This is a genomic window from Verrucomicrobiia bacterium (genome assembly GCA_035946615.1).
Taxonomy (GTDB): Bacteria; Verrucomicrobiota; Verrucomicrobiia; order Limisphaerales; family UBA8199; genus DASYZB01.
This window is the reverse complement of the sequence record DASYZB010000008.1, coordinates 1-19,961: the sequence shown is the minus strand read 5'-3', so window position 1 is coordinate 19,961 and position 19,961 is coordinate 1. Positions and strand designations below refer to the sequence as shown.

Annotated in this window: 12 protein-coding genes; 7 read left to right on the top strand and 5 right to left on the bottom strand. The window is 58.9% G+C overall.

Going from position 1 to position 19,961, the window contains the following annotated elements; all coding sequences use genetic code 11:
* Nucleotides 1-11 precede the first annotated feature (11 nt).
* The gene (locus VG146_00865; protein HEV2390890.1) at nt 12-6,092 is read left to right on the top strand and encodes an MG2 domain-containing protein; all 6,081 of its coding nucleotides are present in this window, start codon (nt 12-14) and stop codon (nt 6,090-6,092) included.
* Between the two features lie 153 nt (nt 6,093-6,245).
* On the opposite strand, the gene VG146_00860 is transcribed toward VG146_00865, so the two are convergent.
* Together VG146_00860 and VG146_00855 are read right to left on the bottom strand one after the other, a co-directional pair.
* Nucleotides 6,246-9,614 carry a UTP--glucose-1-phosphate uridylyltransferase gene (locus tag VG146_00860; GenBank protein HEV2390889.1) on the bottom strand — a complete coding sequence of 1,123 codons (3,369 nt, stop codon included), beginning with the start codon at nt 9,612-9,614 and terminating at the stop codon, nt 6,246-6,248.
* Between the two features lie 24 nt (nt 9,615-9,638).
* Nucleotides 9,639-10,484, bottom strand: coding sequence for a sugar phosphate nucleotidyltransferase (locus tag VG146_00855; protein ID HEV2390888.1), 846 nt, complete (start codon nt 10,482-10,484; stop codon nt 9,639-9,641).
* A 464-nt stretch (nt 10,485-10,948) separates the two neighbouring features.
* On the opposite strand from VG146_00855, the gene VG146_00850 reads away from it, so the two are divergent.
* Entirely contained in the window at nt 10,949-12,580 is a 1,632-nt protein-coding gene (locus VG146_00850) for a fucose isomerase (protein ID HEV2390887.1), read from the top strand.
* Between the two features lie 162 nt (nt 12,581-12,742).
* Nucleotides 12,743-14,719 (top strand): glycoside hydrolase family 97 protein, encoded by a 1,977-nt coding sequence (locus tag VG146_00845; GenBank protein ID HEV2390886.1) that lies wholly within the window; start codon nt 12,743-12,745, stop codon nt 14,717-14,719.
* A gap of 122 nt (nt 14,720-14,841) precedes the next feature.
* On the opposite strand, the gene VG146_00840 is transcribed toward VG146_00845, so the two are convergent.
* Genes VG146_00840 through VG146_00830 form a run of 3 tightly spaced genes read right to left on the bottom strand, consistent with a single transcriptional unit; the run spans nt 14,842 to nt 17,377 of the window.
* Nucleotides 14,842-15,726 (bottom strand): DUF1080 domain-containing protein, encoded by an 885-nt coding sequence (locus VG146_00840; GenBank protein HEV2390885.1) that lies wholly within the window; start codon nt 15,724-15,726, stop codon nt 14,842-14,844.
* Nucleotides 15,723-15,977 carry a hypothetical protein gene (locus VG146_00835; protein ID HEV2390884.1) on the bottom strand — a complete coding sequence of 85 codons (255 nt, stop codon included), beginning with the start codon at nt 15,975-15,977 and terminating at the stop codon, nt 15,723-15,725. Before VG146_00835 ends, VG146_00840 begins: the two co-directional genes overlap by 4 nt.
* 47 nt (nt 15,978-16,024) lie before the next feature.
* Nucleotides 16,025-17,377 carry a right-handed parallel beta-helix repeat-containing protein gene (locus tag VG146_00830; GenBank protein HEV2390883.1) on the bottom strand — a complete coding sequence of 451 codons (1,353 nt, stop codon included), beginning with the start codon at nt 17,375-17,377 and terminating at the stop codon, nt 16,025-16,027.
* A 101-nt stretch (nt 17,378-17,478) separates the two neighbouring features.
* On the opposite strand from VG146_00830, the gene VG146_00825 reads away from it, so the two are divergent.
* The 4 genes from VG146_00825 to VG146_00810 all read left to right on the top strand — a co-directional run bounded on the left by VG146_00825 (nt 17,479) and on the right by VG146_00810 (nt 19,797).
* Nucleotides 17,479-17,730, top strand: a complete 252-nt coding sequence (locus VG146_00825; protein ID HEV2390882.1) for a type II toxin-antitoxin system prevent-host-death family antitoxin — start codon at nt 17,479-17,481, stop codon at nt 17,728-17,730.
* Nucleotides 17,720-18,016, top strand: coding sequence for a hypothetical protein (locus VG146_00820; GenBank protein HEV2390881.1), 297 nt, complete (start codon nt 17,720-17,722; stop codon nt 18,014-18,016). Before VG146_00825 ends, VG146_00820 begins: the two co-directional genes overlap by 11 nt.
* 70 nt (nt 18,017-18,086) lie before the next feature.
* Entirely contained in the window at nt 18,087-18,848 is a 762-nt protein-coding gene (locus VG146_00815) for an HAD family hydrolase (protein ID HEV2390880.1), read from the top strand.
* Nucleotides 18,849-18,858: 10 nt separating this feature from the next.
* A complete protein-coding gene (locus VG146_00810) occupies nt 18,859-19,797 on the top strand; it encodes an aminotransferase class IV (protein HEV2390879.1) in 939 nt (312 codons plus the stop codon).
* Nucleotides 19,798-19,961 lie beyond the last annotated feature (164 nt).

Below are 19,961 nucleotides of genomic sequence, written 5' to 3'. Positions count from 1 at the left end.
AGAAAGACATTATGAGACTGAGAAATGCACTGTTGCCCGCAGCGTGCCTGGCCTTTCACCTCGCCGGGGCGCAACCTGACCGCTACCAGGAGCTAAAAAGCCAGGCCGAAAAACTCTACGCCGGCAAATCCTTCGCTTTGGCCCACGAGGCCTACACAAAAGCCCTCACAACCAACCTCTCCCCCGCCCAGGTCCGCTGGGTTAAGTTTCGCCTGGCCGATACCGAGTGGCGCTCACAGGCGGCCACCAAAACAGCCGATACCACTAAACTCGACGAGGCCCGCCATCAACTCGAAGTACTGGTGCGCGACATCACCCGGGTCGAGGACCATGACCGCGTCTGGGCCGAGGTCGAGGAATCCTTGGGCGATTACCACTGGGTCCGCCGAGACGAACACAACTGGGGCGCGGCCTGGCCGTGCTACCAGGCTGCCCTCGATTGGTGGGCGGGCGCCCCGGATATCAACCTGGCCCGCCAGCGCTATCTCGACATCGTCTGGCGCCTGGCCAAACCACCGGGCGTCGAAACCTACTACTCCTACGGCTCTTGGGGCAATTACGTCCCGCTCGACGTTCTCGACAATGCCCTGAAAATCGCCCAAACCCAAAACGACAAGGCACACGCCCATTATCTGGTCGCGATGACCCTCAGAAACCAGGGCGGCGATTGGGACCAGCGCGCCCGGGTCCCCGATGAATTTCAAGCCGCTGTCAAGCTTGGCAAAGGAACCGACTGGTATGACGATGCGCTATATAATTATGGCGAGTGGATGCTCAATCGGGGCCGCGTCGTCTGGAATGAGGATGGCTCGGTTCTCCAGCAGCCCGATTATGTCAAAGCCCTCGAACTCTTCCGCCGTTTGGTCGCCGAATTCCAAAAAGGCCAAACCCGCTGCTGGGACCAGGCCCAAAACCAAATCCATAACATCACAGACCCCCAGGTTGGCCTGAGCGTCCAGAATGTTTTCCTGCCCGATTCCGAGGTCCAATACTTTCTGACCTGGCGCAACCTCAAACGAATCGACCTCGCCCTCTATCCGGTCGAACTCAATCGCGATGTCAGACTCCATGATTCGGAGAGCTGGCTTAATTCCATCGACCTCTCGAAGCTCGAGAAACTCAAAACTTGGTCGCGAACACCCGAAGATAAAGGGGATTACAAGCCGGGCAGCGAAACGGTTCGCCTGGATGAAAAACTCAAACCGGGCGCCTACGTGCTGGAGGCCAGCGGCGGCGGCAAAAGCGCTCGCGACCTGCTCCTGGTTTCGGATGCAACCCTGGTCCTGAAAACTTCCGGCAAACAGGCGCTGGCCTGGTTCTGCAACGCGCTCAATGGCGAACCCCTGGGCGGCGCCAGGATCAAGCTCTGGGAACGCTGGTGGCAGGACAACCAATACCACTCCCGCGCTTACGAAAAGACCGCCGGCCAGGACGGTCTGGCGCTCTTCGACCTGGCCCAGCGCCAACCCAACAACGCGGAGCTCTTCGCCTGTGCCATCCTCAAGGAGCGCCAGGCCTTCAGCGCCGGCAATACTTACGGCTACTCCCGCGATTCTGATTCCTGGAAAATCTATGCCGTCACCGACCGTCCCGCATACCGGCCCAACGAAACCGTTCAATGGAAATTCATCGCCCGCCGCTACAATGGCTCTGTTTATTCCACCCCGGCCGATCAGATGATTCTGTTTCGCATCGAAGACCCGCGCGGCGCGCTGGTGAAGGAGGAGAAGATCAAGCTCAATGCCTTTGGCAGCGCCTGGGGCTCACTCGGCCTGACCGGGCAAATGCCGCTGGGCGAATATCGCATCACGTTTTACGAGGCCGGCCAGTCGTGGAACGACTCCCGCAATCGAACCGTGGGCAATGCCACCCTCTTCCGGCTCGAGGAATACAAACTGCCTGAATTTAAAGTCAGCGTCCAAACCCCGGAGGACCATGGCCTAAAAAAAACATTCCGCCTGGGCGACAAGGTCGAAGTAAATGTCCAAGCCGATTACTACTTCGGCGGGCCCGTCGCCAATGCCAATATCGAAATCCTCGTTTATCAAAATCCCTTTTATCATTACTGGCATTTCCCGCGCGAGTACCCCTGGTTTTATGAGGACATGGACAGCGGCTACTCGCGCTGGAACCGCTGGTATGGCGGTTCGGGCCAGATTATCAAACGTGAAACTCTCAAAACCGATGCCGCCGGCAAGGCAACACTCACCTTCGACACGCCCCCCAACGTCAACCAGGATTTCGATTACCGAATCGAGGCGCGCGTCACCGACTCGAGTCGGCGCGAAATCATCGGCAGCGGCAATGTCCGCGTCACGCGCCAGCTTTATTGCGTCTATGCCGACCCGGCGCACAACCTCTATCGCCCGCAAGACAAGGTCAAAGTCGAGTTCAAGGCGCTCGATGCCAATGAACAACCGGTCCAAGCCGAGGGCCTTGTCAAAGTCACTCGCGATTATTGGTATGAAACCTGGCTCAACCCCGATGGTCACGAGGTCAAAGGCCAAGAACTCAAACGATTCCGCGCCCTTCACCCGTTGTTCCCGCCTGCCCCCGAGCCCAATCAGCCTGGCTGGCAACTCAAATTCCGGGGCTATCAACACGACGACATCCTGACGCGCTCTCTTAAAACTGACACCAATGGCGTCGCGGAACTCACCTTCACCCCGGAACGCGAAGGTTACTATCGAGTCCGCTGGGCCAGCGAAGACCGCGCGCCCAAAACACGCCCCGGCAAACGCCCTCCGCCTCCTTCGCCGATCACCGCCGAAACCACCGTCTGGTGCGCAACCGGCGCCACCACCGACCTCGGGTACCGCCACGGAGGCCTCGAAATCATCGCCGATAAAGACACCTTCCGCGCCGGCCAAAATGCGCCCATCATGCTGGCCGTTCCTGCAAACAACCGCTACGTCCTGTTCACCGTCGAGGGTGAAGACCTCTATAATTACCAGGTCGTTCACCTCGATGGCGCCGTGAAGCTCATCGAGCTGCCCATCGAAGAAAAACATGTCCCCAACGTCTTCCTGAGCGCCACTCTCGTCACCGACCGCCAAATCTTTATTGATTCCAAGCAAGTCGTCGTGCCGCCAACCAGGAACTTTCTCAATGTGGATGTCAAAGCCGACCGCACCCAGTACCAACCGCGTGAAGAGGGAATCTTTACCATCACCACACGCGATGACAGCGGCAAACCGGTCCCCTCCCAGGTCGCCTTTGGTTTGGTTGATGAATCGGTCTTCTACATCCAGCAGGATTACGCGGGTGACCCGCGCCAGTTTTTTTTCGGCGCAAAACGCCAGGAGCTGGTTCAAACCCAGAGCACCATGAACCAAAAGGGCTACACGAAATTTGTTAAGGGCCCGCAGGGCCAACTCATTGACGATCGGGAGTTGCTGCTGGAACAGGAAGCCCTCGAAGACGCCAAGCAGGGCTGGAACCGGCGTAAAGATGACTTGGCTCTAAGTGACGAACTGGATCGGAGCGGCGGTGGCGGCATTGGAGGAGGGGCGCTGCAAGTGAAAGCACCTGGAGCAGCCACACGCTCCCTCGCTATGAGCGGTACAACAGCGGATGCATTCAAAACCTTTAATATGGCGTTGCCCTCGTTGCCCGCGGTAGCAGGTGCGGCCCCGGCCCAAGAGGTTCCCAATGCGCAAGCACCCGTCCAGGTCCGCACGGATTTCCGCTCAACAGTCTTTTGGCAACCTGATATTACGACTGACGAAAACGGCACGGCTACGGTCAAGGTCAGGTACCCCGATTCCCTGACCAGTTGGAAAGCAACCGCGCGCGTCGCTTCCAAGGCCAACCAGTTTGGCATCGCCAATGCCTCCACCCGCACCAAAATGCCATTGCTCGTCCGGCTCGAAGCACCCCGCTTTTTTCTCGTGGGCGACACCCTTACGCTCTCGGCGGTCCTCAACAATAACACCGATTTACCCATAGACACAAAAGTCACTCTGACAGCCCTCGGCGGGCTTAAGCTGGGCCACGCCAGTAATGAGACCGTCTCGGTCCCTGCGCACGGCGAAACACGGATTGATTGGCCGGCGGAAGTCACCCATCCCGGTAACGTCAAGCTGAAGGTCATCGCCCGAGGCGGCAAATACTCCGATGCAATGGAAAAATCTTACCTCGTCTATGAACATGGCATCGAGAAATTCATCGCTAAATCCGGCAAAGCCCGCGCCAACGACATCACCATTAAATTCGATTTGCCGAAGGAACGCCGGCCCAACTCGACCACCCTCACCGTTCAGATCACCCCCAGAATGGCTGTCACCATGCTCGATGCCTTGCCTTACCTCATCGATTATCCTTACGGCTGCACCGAGCAAACCATGAGCCGGTTCCTGCCGGCCGCCATTACCGCCAAAACTCTCAAGGACCTGGGCTTGCAACCAGAAGACATCATGAGCCGGCTCTTTGGGGGCATCGAACCGGCCCACGCAGCGGCCACTCATCCAAACGGCAAGAAGGACCTGGCGGAACTGGACAAAACCATCAACGCCAGCCTCAACCGGCTCTATGATTTTCAACATCCCGACGGCGGCTGGGGCTGGTGGAAGGAAGGCGAGAGCGACCATTGGATGACGGCTTATGTCGTCTGGGGTCTGGCCCTCGCCCGCGATGCCGGAATCCAGCTCAAGGATTCCCCGCCAGGTTCCAGCACCGACCCCCAGACTGGCCTCCCGGTTGCCAACGGAAGGAACGCCCTTGATCGCGGCGCCTCTTACCTGGACAAAACGCTCGTCGATGAAGAGGAAAACCTCGACATGCAAACCTGGATGCTCCACGCCCTGGCTGCTTACAACCATTCAATGCGCATCGCCCAACCCTCGAAATTTCAGGCCAACGCATTCGACAATCTTTGGAACAACCGCGACAAACTCAATGCTTACACTCGCGCCTTGTTCGCCCTGGCCGCCCACAACTTTGGCAAAACCGATAATGCCAAAATCCTGGTCCAGAACCTCGAAAACGGCGTCAATCGCGACGAGCGCCCCGACAGCTCAATCCTGGTGTCGAGTACCCCCACGCCCGCTCCTCAACACTCCGCCATTGCCGCCGTCCATTGGGGTGAGGATGGCATCTACTGGCACTGGTCCGAAGGAGGGGTCGAAGCCACCGCTTTTGCGCTCAGGGCTTTGCTGGCTATCGACCCCAAAAATGCCCTCATCGAGCCGGTCACCAATTGGCTCATCAAAAACCGGCGCGCCGCCCAGTGGTCCAGCACGCGCGATACCGCCATCGTCGTGCTCGCCCTAAACGATTACCTCCGCGAAAGCGGTGAACTTAAATCCGACGTCGAATACGAATTGCTCGTCAATGGCGCAACCATCGCAAAGAAAAAGATTAGCGGCGCCGATGTCTTCAACGCCCCCAGCACCTTTCTCATCGATGCCAGCCTGATACACAATGCCAACGAAATCCGCATTCGCCGCACACACGGCGATACCCCCATCTATTTCGCAGTCGCTGCCCAATTCTTCAGTCTCGAAGAGCCCATTGCGCCCGCCGGCAACGAGATTTTTGTTAAACGCCAATATTTTAAACTGGTTGGCCGCCCCACGTTGCTGAAGGGTTACATCTATGAAAAGCAACCCCTCGCCGATGGCCAGAGCGTCGCGAGCGGCGAGCGCGTCGAGACCGTCCTCACAATCGAAACAAAAAATAATTACCAATACCTCCTGTTCGAAGACCTCAAGCCGGCCGGCTTGGAAGCGGTCGAAGCGCGCACCGGCGAATCCCTCGACGCGCGCCAACTCAAGTCGGGCGCCCTGGAACACAAATTCAGCCAATCCATGCGCGTCGCTCAGGCAACCCTGCCGGGCAGCATGCCGGAGGAAACCGATTACACAGGTCAGACGCGCTGGGTGCATCAGGAGCTGCGCGATCGCAAGATCGCCTTGTTCATCGACAAATTGCCGCAAGGCCTTTGGGAAATCCGCTATGAACTGCGCGCGGAAGTCCCCGGCAGATTTCATGCCCTGCCCGTAATCGGAAGCGCCATGTATGTCCCTGAAATCCGCTGCAATGGCGAGGAACTGCGCCTGTTGGTCAAAGACAAGGGCGGTGCAGATCTCTAATGGTCCACAGGCTTTGGCCAAGCGCGCTCGGAGGTGGGAATCCCAGCCTGCCTGAGTTCCTTTTGGGAGACACGAATTTGGGTTAGAAGTTTTTCTCTCAAATCCCCTTCGCGGCAATTCGTGTCATTGGAGTTTCGGGCTGGTATCCGCGAATTAGCGCCCCCAGTCGCACAAAGTCTCGACATAATTGGCTGAGCCGTCGCGCAACCAGCCGTCGAGTTGGGCCTGGTCTTTGAGTTGCTGGCCGCGCAAGCGGGGCACCACCACAAATCTCGAATCGATCTCCGGCAGCCCGGTCATATCCACCCAGAGCTTTTCGAATTGGGAAACGGGGAAGATGTCCTCCTGTCCATGGCCCCAGCGTTTCTTCACCTCTTTGAGTGTGATATAGGTCGGCATCCGGGCGGCCAGGGCGCGTATGGCCGCAGCGACCTTGGACTCCTCATTGAGGTCCGAGGGCGTGAGCCCAAAGGCTGTCAAAAGTTTATCGAGATCGATCCAGCAGGTGTTCGAGTTGTAATAGCTCAGCGCAAACTCCATCTCTTCCCGCGGCACAGCCAGCCCCTCCACCAGCCGCGCGCGGCCATTGACTCGGGCCAAACCGCCCCCGCGATCTTCCAGGCGCCGCCGGATAACTTCGAATGTCAGGCAGGCCCCGCTGCGAATGTGCAGCCCCAGCAATCCCGGGTCGGCGTCCGCGCCCACCGTGTCAATATTGTGAAGCAGCAGGTATTTGAGTTGCGGACGCTCCGCCAGGAGGCGCCCTAGAGCCCCGTTGCGAAGGAGGTTTGGCACTTCATACCAATGACCGACCGGATGCAGACATTGGAGCGGAAGATTGTCCGTGTAATCGCTGGCCTCACCAGCCGTGCGGGCCCAATTAATCAAGGCGTGCCGGAGACTGTCGCGGACCTTTTGTTGCTGTTCATCGAGGATTTGCTGGGGCATTTCTTCCCACATGAACCTCAGGTCGCGCACAGTGGGAATGAGGCGCAAGCCGACCGATTTGCCGGGCGAAAGGAATAGAGGCCCCTGGTAATTGTAATGCCGCTGTTGGTTGAGGAACTCCTCGATGGGCGCATGAGTGAGGTAACTGGTGGTAAAGAGGTGCGCAAGAGGAACGCCCGCGATTTGTGAAATCCGCCGGCTCTTGGCCAAATGGGTTTCAATGAATGAGCGATGGCGCCCGGCAAGTTTGCAGAATGGGTGCAGTGCCTTAACCACCCCGGCCCCCTGGGTCCACCGGCTCCCCGCCCCCGCCGCAAGCGAAACCACCGCAACTTCCCCCCTCTTAAGAGAGGCCAAACCTATTTCCTGAAGCTCCGCCTCCGCGCTCGACGGGGCAGCCGATGCCTCGGGCCTGCTGAGGTCCGCTACTTCCTCCACGCCGGCATCCTCCAAAACCACGCTCGCCGGCAGCCGGTTCTGCGCGAGACCAATATGCCCTTGTTTGAGGTCGGCGCGGATTTGCTCGTGTTGCAAGCGGTCGAAGCCGTGTTGTTCAAGAAGCGCGGCCAGAGATTGTCCGCCGGTCATCTCTGCTCTGCCTCGGGGCAGCATCACATCAAAGAGAGTCTGCACCACGCCCCCCAATTCAGGCCGGGTGCGGCACGCAGCGCCGAACTTGTCTAATTCCGCCCGGCGCAGGGTGGAAAGGGAGTGGCGGTCCAGGCGCAGCAGCCCCGGCGCGATGAGGGTATAATAGCCGGAAGGCATCAATGCCGCGCTGCCCTCAAACAATTCTGCCACTGAACCGCGTTCGTTGATGGCAAAATCATAGACCACAGGGTCCATGGCAAAAGGCAGTGCCTGTTCGAGCTCCCGTTTAGCCCCGCGCATGATTTCCTGCAGTCGCTCCTGGGCCATGGCCTTCTTTTCCGGCGCAACAATGAAACCCATGCCCCCACCCGACATGCCGCCCAGCATCCAAAACCCCCAAAAGTCAGCCCCCAATTCCGCCCGGACTCGGCTGATAACGCTTTCGGTGAAATAATTTGTGGCCCAGGGAATAATGGTTTGGATTGGCTGCTGGAAATTGCGAGTCGTTGCCGCGCCAATCCGTTGCACGTTGCCCTCCCGCAACGCCGCCAGGATTTCGTCCAGAATGCCCAGCATGCTCTGGCGCGCCGCCCATTCGGCTTCCGAACGAAGCAAGTACTTCTCGGTCACCATTTCAAGAATCGGCCCGACGTTCTGCGCCATGCCGCCATGGACCAGGACCAGGCTGTCCTGGAGTTTCTTGCGGATTTGCGCAGAGGCATCCTCGGCTTGCAAGATGCGGTGCTGCGGCATCAACCGGCCACGGCTGATCCCAAATTCAGGGTCCCCTTCCCCGGCCAGCACGCCCTCAATTAATTTCATTCCCGGCCAAACACCGCCCGAATCCTGCCAGCCGCCGCCGGAACCCCCCAGCCATTCGCCCAGAAGCGCGCGCGCCAAAACCAGTCGCCGCTCATGTTCTTCCAACGGGCCGGCAAGCGATGCCGCCTGGCGGGTGGCCCTCATGCAAACGCTCACAAGGGCCGCCAGCAAAGTCGTTGAGACCGCAAGGCGCGAGCCTTTGGGGATATGGTTGACGCTGCTGACAATCTCCAGGCCCGCTCCGGGCCGGACAATGCGGCCCAGGAGGTCGGCCAGGCTATGGCCGGACCCTTCGATGCCTGGAGGAACGATGCCGGCAGCGATCACCGCCGCTTTGAGCAATCCCAGGTAATCCTTCGCAAAATCGAATACCTCCGCCAGGGTCGAGATGTCCGCCGCCGCCCCCAGATCGACACTCACCAGGCGCAAGATAGGCTCCTCGATGACGCGCAGGTAGGCCTCGACGGGCGGGCGCGGCAAATCATCACGGCCATGCACGCCAAGATCAATCGAGATATTGAGAACCTTCGCCCCCTCGGGATAGTCCATCCCTAGAAAGAAGATGTCGCTCCAGCCGCAATGGGTCAGGTCCATGCGCACGGGAGTGCATTCGCGCAGAATCGGGTAGGTCCCATCGGCAGGGTCGCGCCGGAGCAGTTCAGGGCGCAGCCGCAGGGGCTGGTCGGACGGGTGGCCCATGCGGAACATCCATTGGTTGCCGCGCACCGAGCGCACGCTGCGGCGGACCTGGTCGGCCAGCGTTTGAAAGGCTAGCCGGTGATACGCTGCAGCCAACGCGCTCGAAATGGTGTCGCTGGGCCCGGCGGCCAGTTGGGCCTCGAGAAATTGCTCGATAGCCTCTTCGAAACGCCGCTGCAGCAGGTGCTCGTAACCTTTGAACGGGATGAACGAACGAGGCCCCGGACGGGCCTCCGAAGATTGCGCTGCCAATGCCTGGGGCAGATGAAATCGGTGCAGGGCGTACAGGAAAAAAAGGGCGCGCACTCGCTCATACAGGTTATCGCAGTGCCGGCGGAACCGGTCCAACTCAGCGCATTCCTCGAGCAGGCCCTCAACCGAAACCCCGGCACAGGCCCCTTCGACGGATTGGTTCCGCTCGAACGGGTCCGTTGCCGTGATGATGCGAGTTAATTTAGACATGCCAAGCCCCTTGCGACAGCCAACTCAGCCCATCACGCGGCGCGCCAGCAATTCCACCACCCCGCTCAGGACCTCATCCCTGTCCTGCCCATCCAGCGCGAGCGCCAATTGCGCAGTTAACAGCCCATATTTCACCCCGATGTCATAGCGCCGCCCGGAAAGCTCGCAAGCCAGGTACCGTTCACGCTTGGCCAGACGCGATAACGCGCGCGTCAGATGGACACCTTTGCCGGCGGAGCATGTCATCTCTTCGGCCAGCAGTTCCATCAGCGCCGCCGTCAGCACGTGCATGCCGAAAAAACAAAGGTAATGCCCGGCGCGCAGTCCGGGGACAATGAGCCGTTGCTCGGCTTCGGTCGGCGTCGGCTTTTCCAATACATCCGCGATTTCATACAAACCCTTTCGCCCGGCAGCCAGGTGTCCCCCCACCGCTCCGTAATAGGGGAGCTTGCTTTCATGGGTTGCCTGCGCGGCCGATACGGCGCAACTCTCGGCGGCTGCAATCTCGACCAGTTGCTGCGCGCAGCGTTTCTGCCCGCCACTGACGTAGAGATGGTCTCCCACCAAAAGCAAAAAGGGCTCGCGCCCCGCAAAATCCTTGGCGCAGAAAACCGCATGGCCATAACCCAGCGCCTGGTCCTGCTCGACAAATCGTAATCTTTTCCCATGCCCGGCGGCTGCTGCCTCATAGGCCGCCTGATCGCCTGGGAAAATCACGATGCAGATTTCCTCGATGCCCGCGGCCCCAATTTCCTCAATCAGGATGCGCAAGGCCGTTTTAGTCACCCCGTCGCGATCAACCAACGTCTGCAACGGCAACGTCCGCTGTGTTTTGCCTGCTGCCGTGATAATGGCTTTCTTGATTTCCATGGGTTCTTCGCTCGAATCCGGTGAGGCTTGCAGAATAGCATGGGGCCGTCAACAGAGTAGGATTTTGGGATTCTGATTTTTGATTTAGTATTCCTTTCCCACTCTCCACTTTCACATACAGGTCAAGTCCCGAAATAAATTTGTGCTTTTGTCTCACCGTGCGCGAAACGCTCGCCGGTTGTTGTTGGTTTTTGGTTATGTGGTTCCGGACTCAGCAGCGAGCTAAAACCGGCAGGGGGAGGCTTCGTGCTCCCTAGCGCGCACCCCGCTGGTCGCTGCGGACCTTCTGACAACGGAGGTGTCGCCCGAGAATCCCGAAGGGATTCTGTCCTCCAGCCCAGCGTTGCGAGAAACGAGCTACCCTGGGAAAATTGTCTTCCATCCAATCGAAAATCAAAATTCAAAATTCTAAAATGGTCAAAAGCCCACGGCCATGTTAAACAAGGCCGAATTTGGTTCGCGCTATGAACAACATTAAACCCCTCAAACCAAAACAGGCTTATTTGGTTTCCAATGGCGACCTCCGGCTTTCCGCTAACCAGAAATGCTGGCCGGAGCAGGCCAAAATGGAGGCCGCCCTCGGCAAGGCCCTCAAGGCGGAAGGCTGGAGTATCGTTCGCGCCCACTCTTACGATAAACAAAAGCAACACGGCTTCATCGATTCCCAAAAAATGGGCATGGAGGTCTTTCGGCGCATCGACTCATCCGCGCCGCTCATTGTGGCGGAATCGGTCTGGCAGTACAGCCATCATCTGCTGGCCGGCTTGAGCGCCCATCGCGGCCCTGTCCTCACCGTCGCCAATTGGAGCGGCACCTGGCCCGGATTGGTCGGCATGCTTAACCTGAATGGGTCAATGACCAAGTCAGGCATTCCGTACAGCACTCTTTGGAGCGAAGATTTTACCGATGGCTTTTTCAAAGCAGGCCTCCGCGATTGGCTGGCCGACGGCGCCATCCGCCACGATCAAAGCCATGTCCAGGACTTGCGGTTGCTCAAACTCTCTCATGAGGACGACCAACTCGGCAGACGCGCTGCCCGTAAACTGCGCCAGGACAAGGCCATCATGGGTGTGTTCGACGAAGGATGCATGGGCATGTTTAACGCCATTATCCCCGACGAACTCCTGCATCCAACCGGCGTGTTCAAAGAGCGGCTCAGCCAGTCCTCTCTTTATGCCGCCATGCAACAGGTCACCGCCACAGAGGCCAATCAGGTGCTCGATTGGCTGCTCAAAAAGGGAATGCGCTTTCATTGGGGAACCGACGAGCAAACGGAGCTTACAAAAGCCCAGACGCTCGACCAATGCAGAATGTATGTGGCAGCGGTCCGGCTGGCATCGGAGTTTGGCTGCGCCGCTATCGGCATTCAATACCAGCAAGGACTCAAGGACCTCGCCCCCGCTAGCGACCTCGTCGAGGGCCTCCTCAACAACTCGGAGCGTCCCCCGGTAAAGTCCCGCGAATCAGGCCGAATTCTGTTCGAAGGCGAGCCCATTCCCCACTTTAATGAAGTCGATGAATGCGCCGGCCTGGACGGCCTGGTGACCTTCCGCCTTTGGCGGCAGCTTGGGTTTGCCCCGGAGAACACCCTGCATGACCTGCGTTGGGGCCGGCATTTCAGGGGGCGCGGGCTCAACGATTACATTTGGGTCTTCCTCATCTCCGGGGCTGTCCCCCCTGCCCATCTCATTGGCGGCTACAAAGGGGCCGTCAGTGAAAGACAACCGCCAATGTACTTCCGGCTCGGAGGCGGCACGATCAAAGGCGTCTCAAAACCGGGGCACATCGTTTGGAGCCGGATATTCACCATGGACGGCAAGCTGCACTGCGACCTCGGAGTCGCGCGCGTAGTGGAATTGCCTGAGCAAGAGACCCAGCGCCGCTGGCGCGAGACCACGCCCCAATGGCCGATTATGCACGCGGTGCTCGAAGGCATCACGCGCGACCAGATGATGGCCCGCCATAAGTCCAACCATATCCAGGTCGTCTATGCGCCCAACCCCAAGCAGGCCCATCGCGCCTGCCGCATCAAGGCGGCCATGCTCGCCGAACTGGGGCTTGAGGTCCACTTGTGCGGTGCAGTGGCCCTTGCCTAAGAAGTCCCCGCCTCTATATCTTACTCTTACTTTTACTCGTGCTCTTGCTCTTACTCTTACTCCTGCTCTTACTCTTACTCCTGCTCCTACTCTTACTCCTGCTCCCACTCTTACTCCTGCTCCCACTCTTGGGTCTCCCTCCGTCATATGCTCTCTGATTCTTTGCGATATTCCGCTCTGACACTCCTCCTCGGAACTTTGTGCGCCGCTTCGCAACCGGCCTTTCCGCCACTCACCTCGCCCGATGGCCGGCTGATAGTTCAGTTTTCCATCGTGCCGGACCAAAACACGTCGGCCCCAGCGCACCTGGTTTATTCAGTTTCATTCCGCGGCGAACCGCTCCTCAACGAATCGGGGCTTGGTCTCGAATTCGAGGGCCAACCCATTCTGGGCGCGGATGTTCGGCTGCTCGATGCCACCCCGTCTCAGACCGATGAGAGTTACCGCCTCCTGACCGGCAAGGTCAGCGCCGCGCGCAATCATTTTAATGCCCTGCGCCTGGACCTGCGCGAAAACGCGGCCCCGTCGCGAAAGCTCGCGATTGAAGCCCGCGCCTATGATGACGCCGTTGCCTTCCGGTATGTCGTTCCGGAACAACCCGGGCTCAAAGACTTCCGCCTGTCCAGGGAAAACACCCAGTTTCGAATCAGCAAGGATGCGACCACCTACGCCCTGGTCCTTCCCAATTACCGGTCCATGTATGAGAGTGAATTTCTCAAGCTGCCCATCACCGCCTTTTCAAACCAGGGCGGCGTGGCCAGCACGGTGCTGCTCGGCCTGCCGCTGCTGATGAATGTGCCGGGCGTAGGCTGGCTGGCCATTACCGAGGCCGGCCTCCGGGATTCCACCGCCATGTATTTGGTCAACCCCTCCGGAAATTGGGGCGGCCACTGGTTCGAAACCCGCCTGGCGCCGCACGTCGAGGACCCCACACTGGCTGTCTCGGGCACATTGCCTTACCACTCGGCCTGGCGCGTCCTGATGGTGGCCAGTGAACCGGCTAAACTCATCGAATCCACCGTCCTCACCAGCCTCAACCCGCCAGCCGCGTTTTCCGACACCTCCTGGATTCATCCCGGCAAAGCCGCCTGGGATTGGTGGAGCGGCAGCATCGGGCCGGACGGAAAATCCGCCTACACCACAGAAACAATGAAGTATTACGTGGACTTTGCCGCAACTTCCGGCTTCCCCTACATGCTCGTGGACGCCGGCTGGTTCGCCCACGGGGACATCACCCGGATGAATGGCCGCGTGGACATCCCCGAACTCGCGCGATACGCAGCCCAAAAGAATGTGAAGGTATGGATTTGGCTTGGTTACCAGGAAGCCAGCCGGCAAATGGATGAAGCGTTTCCCATCTACGAAAAATGGGGCGTGGCCGGCGTGAAAATCGATTTCATCGAACGCGATGACCAGGCGGGAATCGCGTTCTATTACCACGCGGCGGACATGGCCGCGCGCCACCATCTCATGGTCGATTTTCATGGCTGCACCAAACCCAGCGGCCTGGACCGCACCTATCCCAATATCATGGGCTATGAAGCCGTGGCGGGGATGGAGCAATCCAAGGCGGGCGCGCGAGACAACCCGGACCACCGCGTCACGCTCCCCTTCACGAGGATGCTCGCTGGCCGGATGGATTATACCCCCGGCGGATTCGATAATGTCACCTTCGCCGAGTTTGAACCGCGCGGGCGAAGGCCCATGGTCATGGGCACGCGCGCCCAGCAACTCGCCATGTACGTCGTCTATGAAGCCCCATTCCAAATGGTTTCGGATTGCCCCCAGGCCTATAAAGACCAGCCTGCGTTCGACTTCATCAAAAGCGTCCCCACCACTTGGGATGAAACTCGCGGCCTCGCCGGCGCCCCTGGCCAGTTTGTGACCATCGCCCGCCGCCATGGGACTGACTGGTTCATTGGCAGCATGAGTAATTGGCAACCCCGCCGGCTTGAAATACCGCTCACTTTCCTCGGCCCCGGCCATTTCCTCGCCGAAATCTACGCAGACTCCCCGGACTCAGACCGCTTTCCCAAAAAAATCCTGAAGCAGAAGAAACGCGTTTCCGCGGCAACGGTCTTGAAAGCGCAACTGGCGCCCGGTGGCGGCTACGCCGTGCGCCTGCAAGCAGAACGCTGAGGGCGCACCGCTGGAGTTTGGACATTTTTGCCGTGAAAGCGGCGTCCCGCCGCTGTCTGCACGCTGAAAGCGTGCTGTGGAGCCAGCTTTCAGCTTTCTGCTTTCTGCTTTCTGCTTTCAGATCAATCCGGCAACACCTTCACGCGTATATTCCTGAAGGCAGCCTTGCTGATGTGCCCCGGCATCGGAGGATGTCCCTGCAGAGCGAAGGTGCCTTCGGGCAACCACGTCGCGCCAGTGGAAAGTTTATGTTCGGCGTCGGCCTCGGTAATCCGGTACGTAAACATGGGCTTCCCATCCAGCTTGAGGGTCACTACGCCGTTCCGGCAAATAATCTCCTGGGTGTACCAGACGTTGTCAGTGACCGGCGGCTTTTCCACGAAGAAAACGTTTTGTTTGTTGTCGTCGGGCGGTGTTTCCGGGCCCCAGGTCAGATTACAGACCCCATAGAGGCTGCCTGTGCGCCGCCAATCGCTATGGCTATTATCAACCTGGCATTCGAGTCCAAGCCTGGGGAAACCCGCCTGCTGAAATTTTGTATGGAAGTAAATCCCCGAGTTAGCGCCCGGATAGGTCATCACGTCCACGCGCAGGTCGAAATTCTTGAACTGATGCCCATTCACCGCGCCGTCATAAAACAAGTGCGCAGGCCGGTGATCGGTCGCCGGACATTCCATCACTATCATGCCGTCATGAACCTGGAAGAGTTCCGAGTTGTCCCCTATCTTCCACCCGTCGAGGCTCTTTCCGTCAAAGAGGCTCACAAAACCTTCTTCCGGAGCAGGCGTCTGCGCGGCCAGCGGACCTGTTGCCAGCAGCAAGACCAACCCGAAGGCCAGGACCAATTCGGGCCGGCGCCTGAATTGATGCAATAAGTGGTGCGACTTTGCCGGTTCCTTCCCATCGACGCAGGTGTTTTGAATCCCATTCATAAAGCGACACTGCCAGACTTTGAATGAAAAAGTCAAGCCCGCTAAGGTGTTGGTATCGACGACGATGACTTTCACCGCCGAGCGCGCCAGGCGCGAATCTCAGCCGCGATAACAGCGCCGTCCGGTGTGGCTTCCTCTGGCGATTCATCCAATTGGCTGAATGCGGCCCGCAGTTCTGCGGCTGGGTCTTCGGCAAAGGCTTTCCAGGCAGCATTGCGAACGGCCTCGGAAAGATTCGCAAATCGCCCCGCCGCCACCTCGGCCTCGAGCAACTCGGCAATCTGAGGTGTCAGGGTGACATGCACCGTTTTGAGCTTGCCAGACATGGCCGTAAACTGCCATAAAATGGATTCCAAGTCAAGCGTTGCGGAACTCAGGTTCGAGGCTTTGGCTTCCGTTCATCCTCTATTTTCGTCCTGGCCTCAATTTCGTTGTTATCGAGCCGGACGCTGCCAACCCCTTGTTCGATGCGGATGCCGACCGTTTGCTTGCGGGCGCCCGCAGGGCGCGTGTCGCGGATGACGTTGTTGCGAAATACCAGGTCGTGCGGTTCCCCGCGCACCCGAATGCCCGAGGCTTCTTGCCCGCCACCGTTGTTTTCAATGACGTTGTTTTCCAGCCGATTCCGGTGGCCGGCCATGCCTTCGGTTTCATTGCGAAAAAGCACGCCATCCTGCTGATTGCCACGCACTTCATTTTCTTGCAGAACATTGTCGCTGTCTTTATGCCCAATCGAGATGCCATACCCGCCATTGTCTTCGAGGATGTTTTTCTCGAAAAGCCCGTGACGCACGCGCCAGCATAAATAGAGACCGTCCTGCCCATTGCGCCGAGCCGTGCAGCCTCGCACAATGGGCCTCTGTGAACCGCTCCCCGGGTGTATGCCCAGGCCCGTGTTGTCTTCACTGGCGCAATCCTCGACCCGAACGTCGTTGGATTGCTGAAAGCTGATGCCATCCCCGTTAAAGTTCCGCACCACGCAGCCCGCGATGACGGTTCCAAAGCCGCGGTAAAGGAAAATACCCCCGCCACGGCAGCCATTGAGCGATACATTCTCCTCTTTGTTCCCATCAATAACCAGGTCCTCGATACGCGCCCCTTCCAGGTTATAACCGCTCACCACAGGAAACACCGTGGCGGCCTGAGCCTTATTGGCCACCATGCAATCCGCGCTCAATGGCGTGTCGAAAGAAAAAGTGCTGCCATTTTTCCCGGTGATTCGGCCTACTGTGGTGTGGAACCCGCCGGACTGGCTGTCCCACACCGCCACGCCATAACCCACCTTGAATCCATCCGGATTTGCCAGGGTCACCTGTTCCTCGCCATAATCGCCGTCGAGAGCCAGCGGGGAGGAGTCCCCCTTGGCTTTGCGCAGGATGGTTTTGTCTCCTTTACCCCGAACCGTAACCAAGAGCCGAAGATGAAGCGAATCGTGCATCAGGAACTCGCCTTCCCCAATCTGAACCGTGCCTCCTCCCAGGCCGGCGATGTAATCCACCGCAGCCTGCAGGGCCCTGTTGTCAGAACCGATAATGTCCGCATCGTGCAATCCCACGGTGATCACAGGCCGCTCCTTCATCTGCGAGTGCATCGCGTGAGGAAGTTGCTGTTCCTCTCCAGGTGGAGAAAAATCGGTTGCTGGGCCGCCCACAGAATCGCCTGCTGGAAAGCAAAGCAGCCCCAGCGGAAGCACCCACCTCAAAACCGGCCTCGCATCGAGCGGCATGACCGGAAACTACCCCCATCGAGAGTGCCGCCGCAAGCAATTTGGACAAGAGCTTTCCCTTGCCCGGCCGCGCCCCTTATGGCATTCTACAGATTATTGATATGAATTCTACGGTAACCATTTCTGAGTTGCAAGCCCAGACGCCCAGGATCGTGAGGGAAACCGAACGCCGCGGCATGACCGCCGTGACCCGTCATGGCAGGATCGCCGCCTTCCTTATTTCCAAGGACCGCGTCGAGGCAATGATCGAGACTATGGAGATTCTGGCCGACCCCGAGGCCATGCGAGCCATTCGCGACTTCGATTCGGGGAAAATGAAACTCAACCCCGTCGAGTGCCTGGATGAAGACTGAGGTCCGGGTCGGTCCGCAAGTGGAGGCATTTGTCAAATCGCTTGCGCCGGCGCCGCGCCAGGCGTTGCGGCGCGCTATTAAAGGCCTGGCCCGCCAGAAAGGAGATATCAAGGCTCTGGAAGGCAAGCTGTCCGGTTGGCGCCGTCTCCGCCTGGGAGGCTATCGGGTGCTCTACAAAGAAACCTCTCACGGGGGCGCGCGATTCATCAACTGCGTCTTCGCCAATCCCCGCAGCGTCGTTTATGAAATCTTTTCCCGACTGCTGGCTGACCAATTGGGAGAATGAAAATGATGCCACCCCCATTTCTTCCTTAATTTGGTTGAGCCAGCGGCGCCTTGTGTGCTTTGTTCGGGCCGTGGAAAACCTGAGACTGACTTCAAAGCCGCCAATAGGGCTGCGGCTGGCGGTGTGGAGCGGGCCGCGCAACGTCTCGACGGCATTCATGAGGTCGTGGGGCAATCGCGACGATACATACGTGTGCGATGAGCCGCTTTATGCGCACTACCTGCTCAAGACAGGCCGGCCGCACCCGATGGCAGCGGAGGTCATTGCCAGCCAGGAGAACGATTGGCGCAAAGTCACCGCCTGGCTCACCGGCCCCATCCCCGAGGGAAAATCCGTCTTTTTTCAAAAGCACATGGCTCATCACTTGTTGCCTGAGATAGGCCGCGATTGGCTGCTGCGCCTCACCCATCTTTTCCTGATTCGGCACCCGCGCGAAGTAGTGCCTTCGCTGGATGAGAAATTCCATCAGGCCCGGTTGCCCGATACCGGCTACCCGCAGCAGGTGGAAATCTTCAATCTTATCCGCGAGCAGACCGGGGCGGCATGCCCTGTTGTGGACGCAGCCGATTTGCTTCGCGAGCCCCGTCAGGTTTTAATCCGGCTTTGCGAAATCTTTGGCGCCTCGTTCCAGGAGAGCATGCTTCACTGGGCGCCGGGCTTGCGGCCCACGGATGGGGTCTGGGCCAGACATTGGTACAACGCTGTGGAAACAACCACCGGTTTTCGTCCCTATACCTCCAGGCCCAAGCCGCTACCCGAGCGGCTCCTGGGCTTGTATGAGCAATGCCTGCCCTACTATCAAAGCCTCTCGGCCTTTTGTGTGAAACCGTGAGCCTACACTTATGTTGCAGAGCTTTAACAAAAAAAACCGTGACCTGCTGATCAACATCAATGGCAAGCTCATGCCTCGCCACGAGGCCGCCATCAGCCCGTTCGATTCGGTGGTCCAGGGCGGCGATGCCGTTTGGGAAGGATTGCGCCTTTACGATGGAAGGATTTTCAAGCTCACCGAACATCTCGACCGATTGCGCGAAAGCGCCCAGGCTCTGGCCTTCGGGCAAATACCCCCTCGCGCCAGCATCATCGGCGAGATCAAGCGCACCCTGGCTGCCAACCGCATGACCGACGGCGTGCATATCCGCCTGACGCTCTCCCGGGGTGTGAAGATCACTTCCGGCATGGACCCCCGGCTCAACCAGTCCGGCCCCACCCTGATAATCCTGGCGGAACATAAACCACCGGTCTATGGCAGCGGCGGCCTCAAGCTCATCACCAGCGCCCTGCGCCGTTTTCCACCCGATTGCCTGGACCCAAAAATCCATCATAACAACCTGCTGCAGTCCATCCTGGCCAAGGTCCAGGCCAATATTGCCGGGGCCGATGACGCGCTCTTGCTGGACCTGCGCGGGTTCGTGGCCGAAACCAACGCGACCAACGTGTTTCTGGTCAAGGGACCCGAGGTGCTCACGCCCAGGGCGGTCGCCTGTCCCGAAGGCATCACCCGCGCCACGGTGCTCGCCTTGTGCCGCGACCACGCCATCCCCCATGCCCAACGCGACCTGTCGCTGACCGAGTTTTACCGCGCCGACGAGATGTTCTGCACAGGGACGATGGGCGAATTGGCTTCTGTCATCAGCTTGGACGGGCGGCTTATCGGCAGCGGCCAAACCGGTCCTATGACCGCGCGCTTGAGCAAGTTGTCTCGTCAATTGACCCGCATAGAAGGTGTGCAAGTGGTGGACTTGGGAGGCCGCCGGATCAAGAAACGACCGAGCCATTAACATTCAACGATCCGGGCCGCCTGCGAAATTCCTCCAAAACCTAAAATCCAAAGTCTAAAATCCCCTTTGACCCCCCCCGCCCCACCCTATAAACTAAACGCCATCGTGATGCCAACACCATCTGCACAAATCGCGGTTCGACCCGGTGTTCAGCCGAATCCTCC

Excerpts from the sequence above, each read along its gene's own strand:
- VG146_00820 (HEV2390881.1), top strand. The coding sequence starts at position 17,720 with ATGAAGACTGAGGTCCGGGTCGGTCCGCAAGTGGAGGCATTTGTCAAA.
- VG146_00850 (HEV2390887.1), top strand. The coding sequence starts at position 10,949 with ATGAACAACATTAAACCCCTCAAACCAAAACAGGCTTATTTGGTTTCC.
- VG146_00830 (HEV2390883.1), bottom strand. The coding sequence starts at position 17,377 with ATGCCGCTCGATGCGAGGCCGGTTTTGAGGTGGGTGCTTCCGCTGGGG.
- VG146_00855 (HEV2390888.1), bottom strand. The coding sequence starts at position 10,484 with ATGGAAATCAAGAAAGCCATTATCACGGCAGCAGGCAAAACACAGCGG.
- VG146_00835 (HEV2390884.1), bottom strand. The coding sequence starts at position 15,977 with ATGTCTGGCAAGCTCAAAACGGTGCATGTCACCCTGACACCTCAGATT.
- VG146_00860 (HEV2390889.1), bottom strand. The coding sequence starts at position 9,614 with ATGTCTAAATTAACTCGCATCATCACGGCAACGGACCCGTTCGAGCGG.
- VG146_00865 (HEV2390890.1), top strand. The coding sequence starts at position 12 with ATGAGACTGAGAAATGCACTGTTGCCCGCAGCGTGCCTGGCCTTTCAC.
- VG146_00825 (HEV2390882.1), top strand. The coding sequence starts at position 17,479 with ATGAATTCTACGGTAACCATTTCTGAGTTGCAAGCCCAGACGCCCAGG.
- VG146_00810 (HEV2390879.1), top strand. The coding sequence starts at position 18,859 with ATGTTGCAGAGCTTTAACAAAAAAAACCGTGACCTGCTGATCAACATC.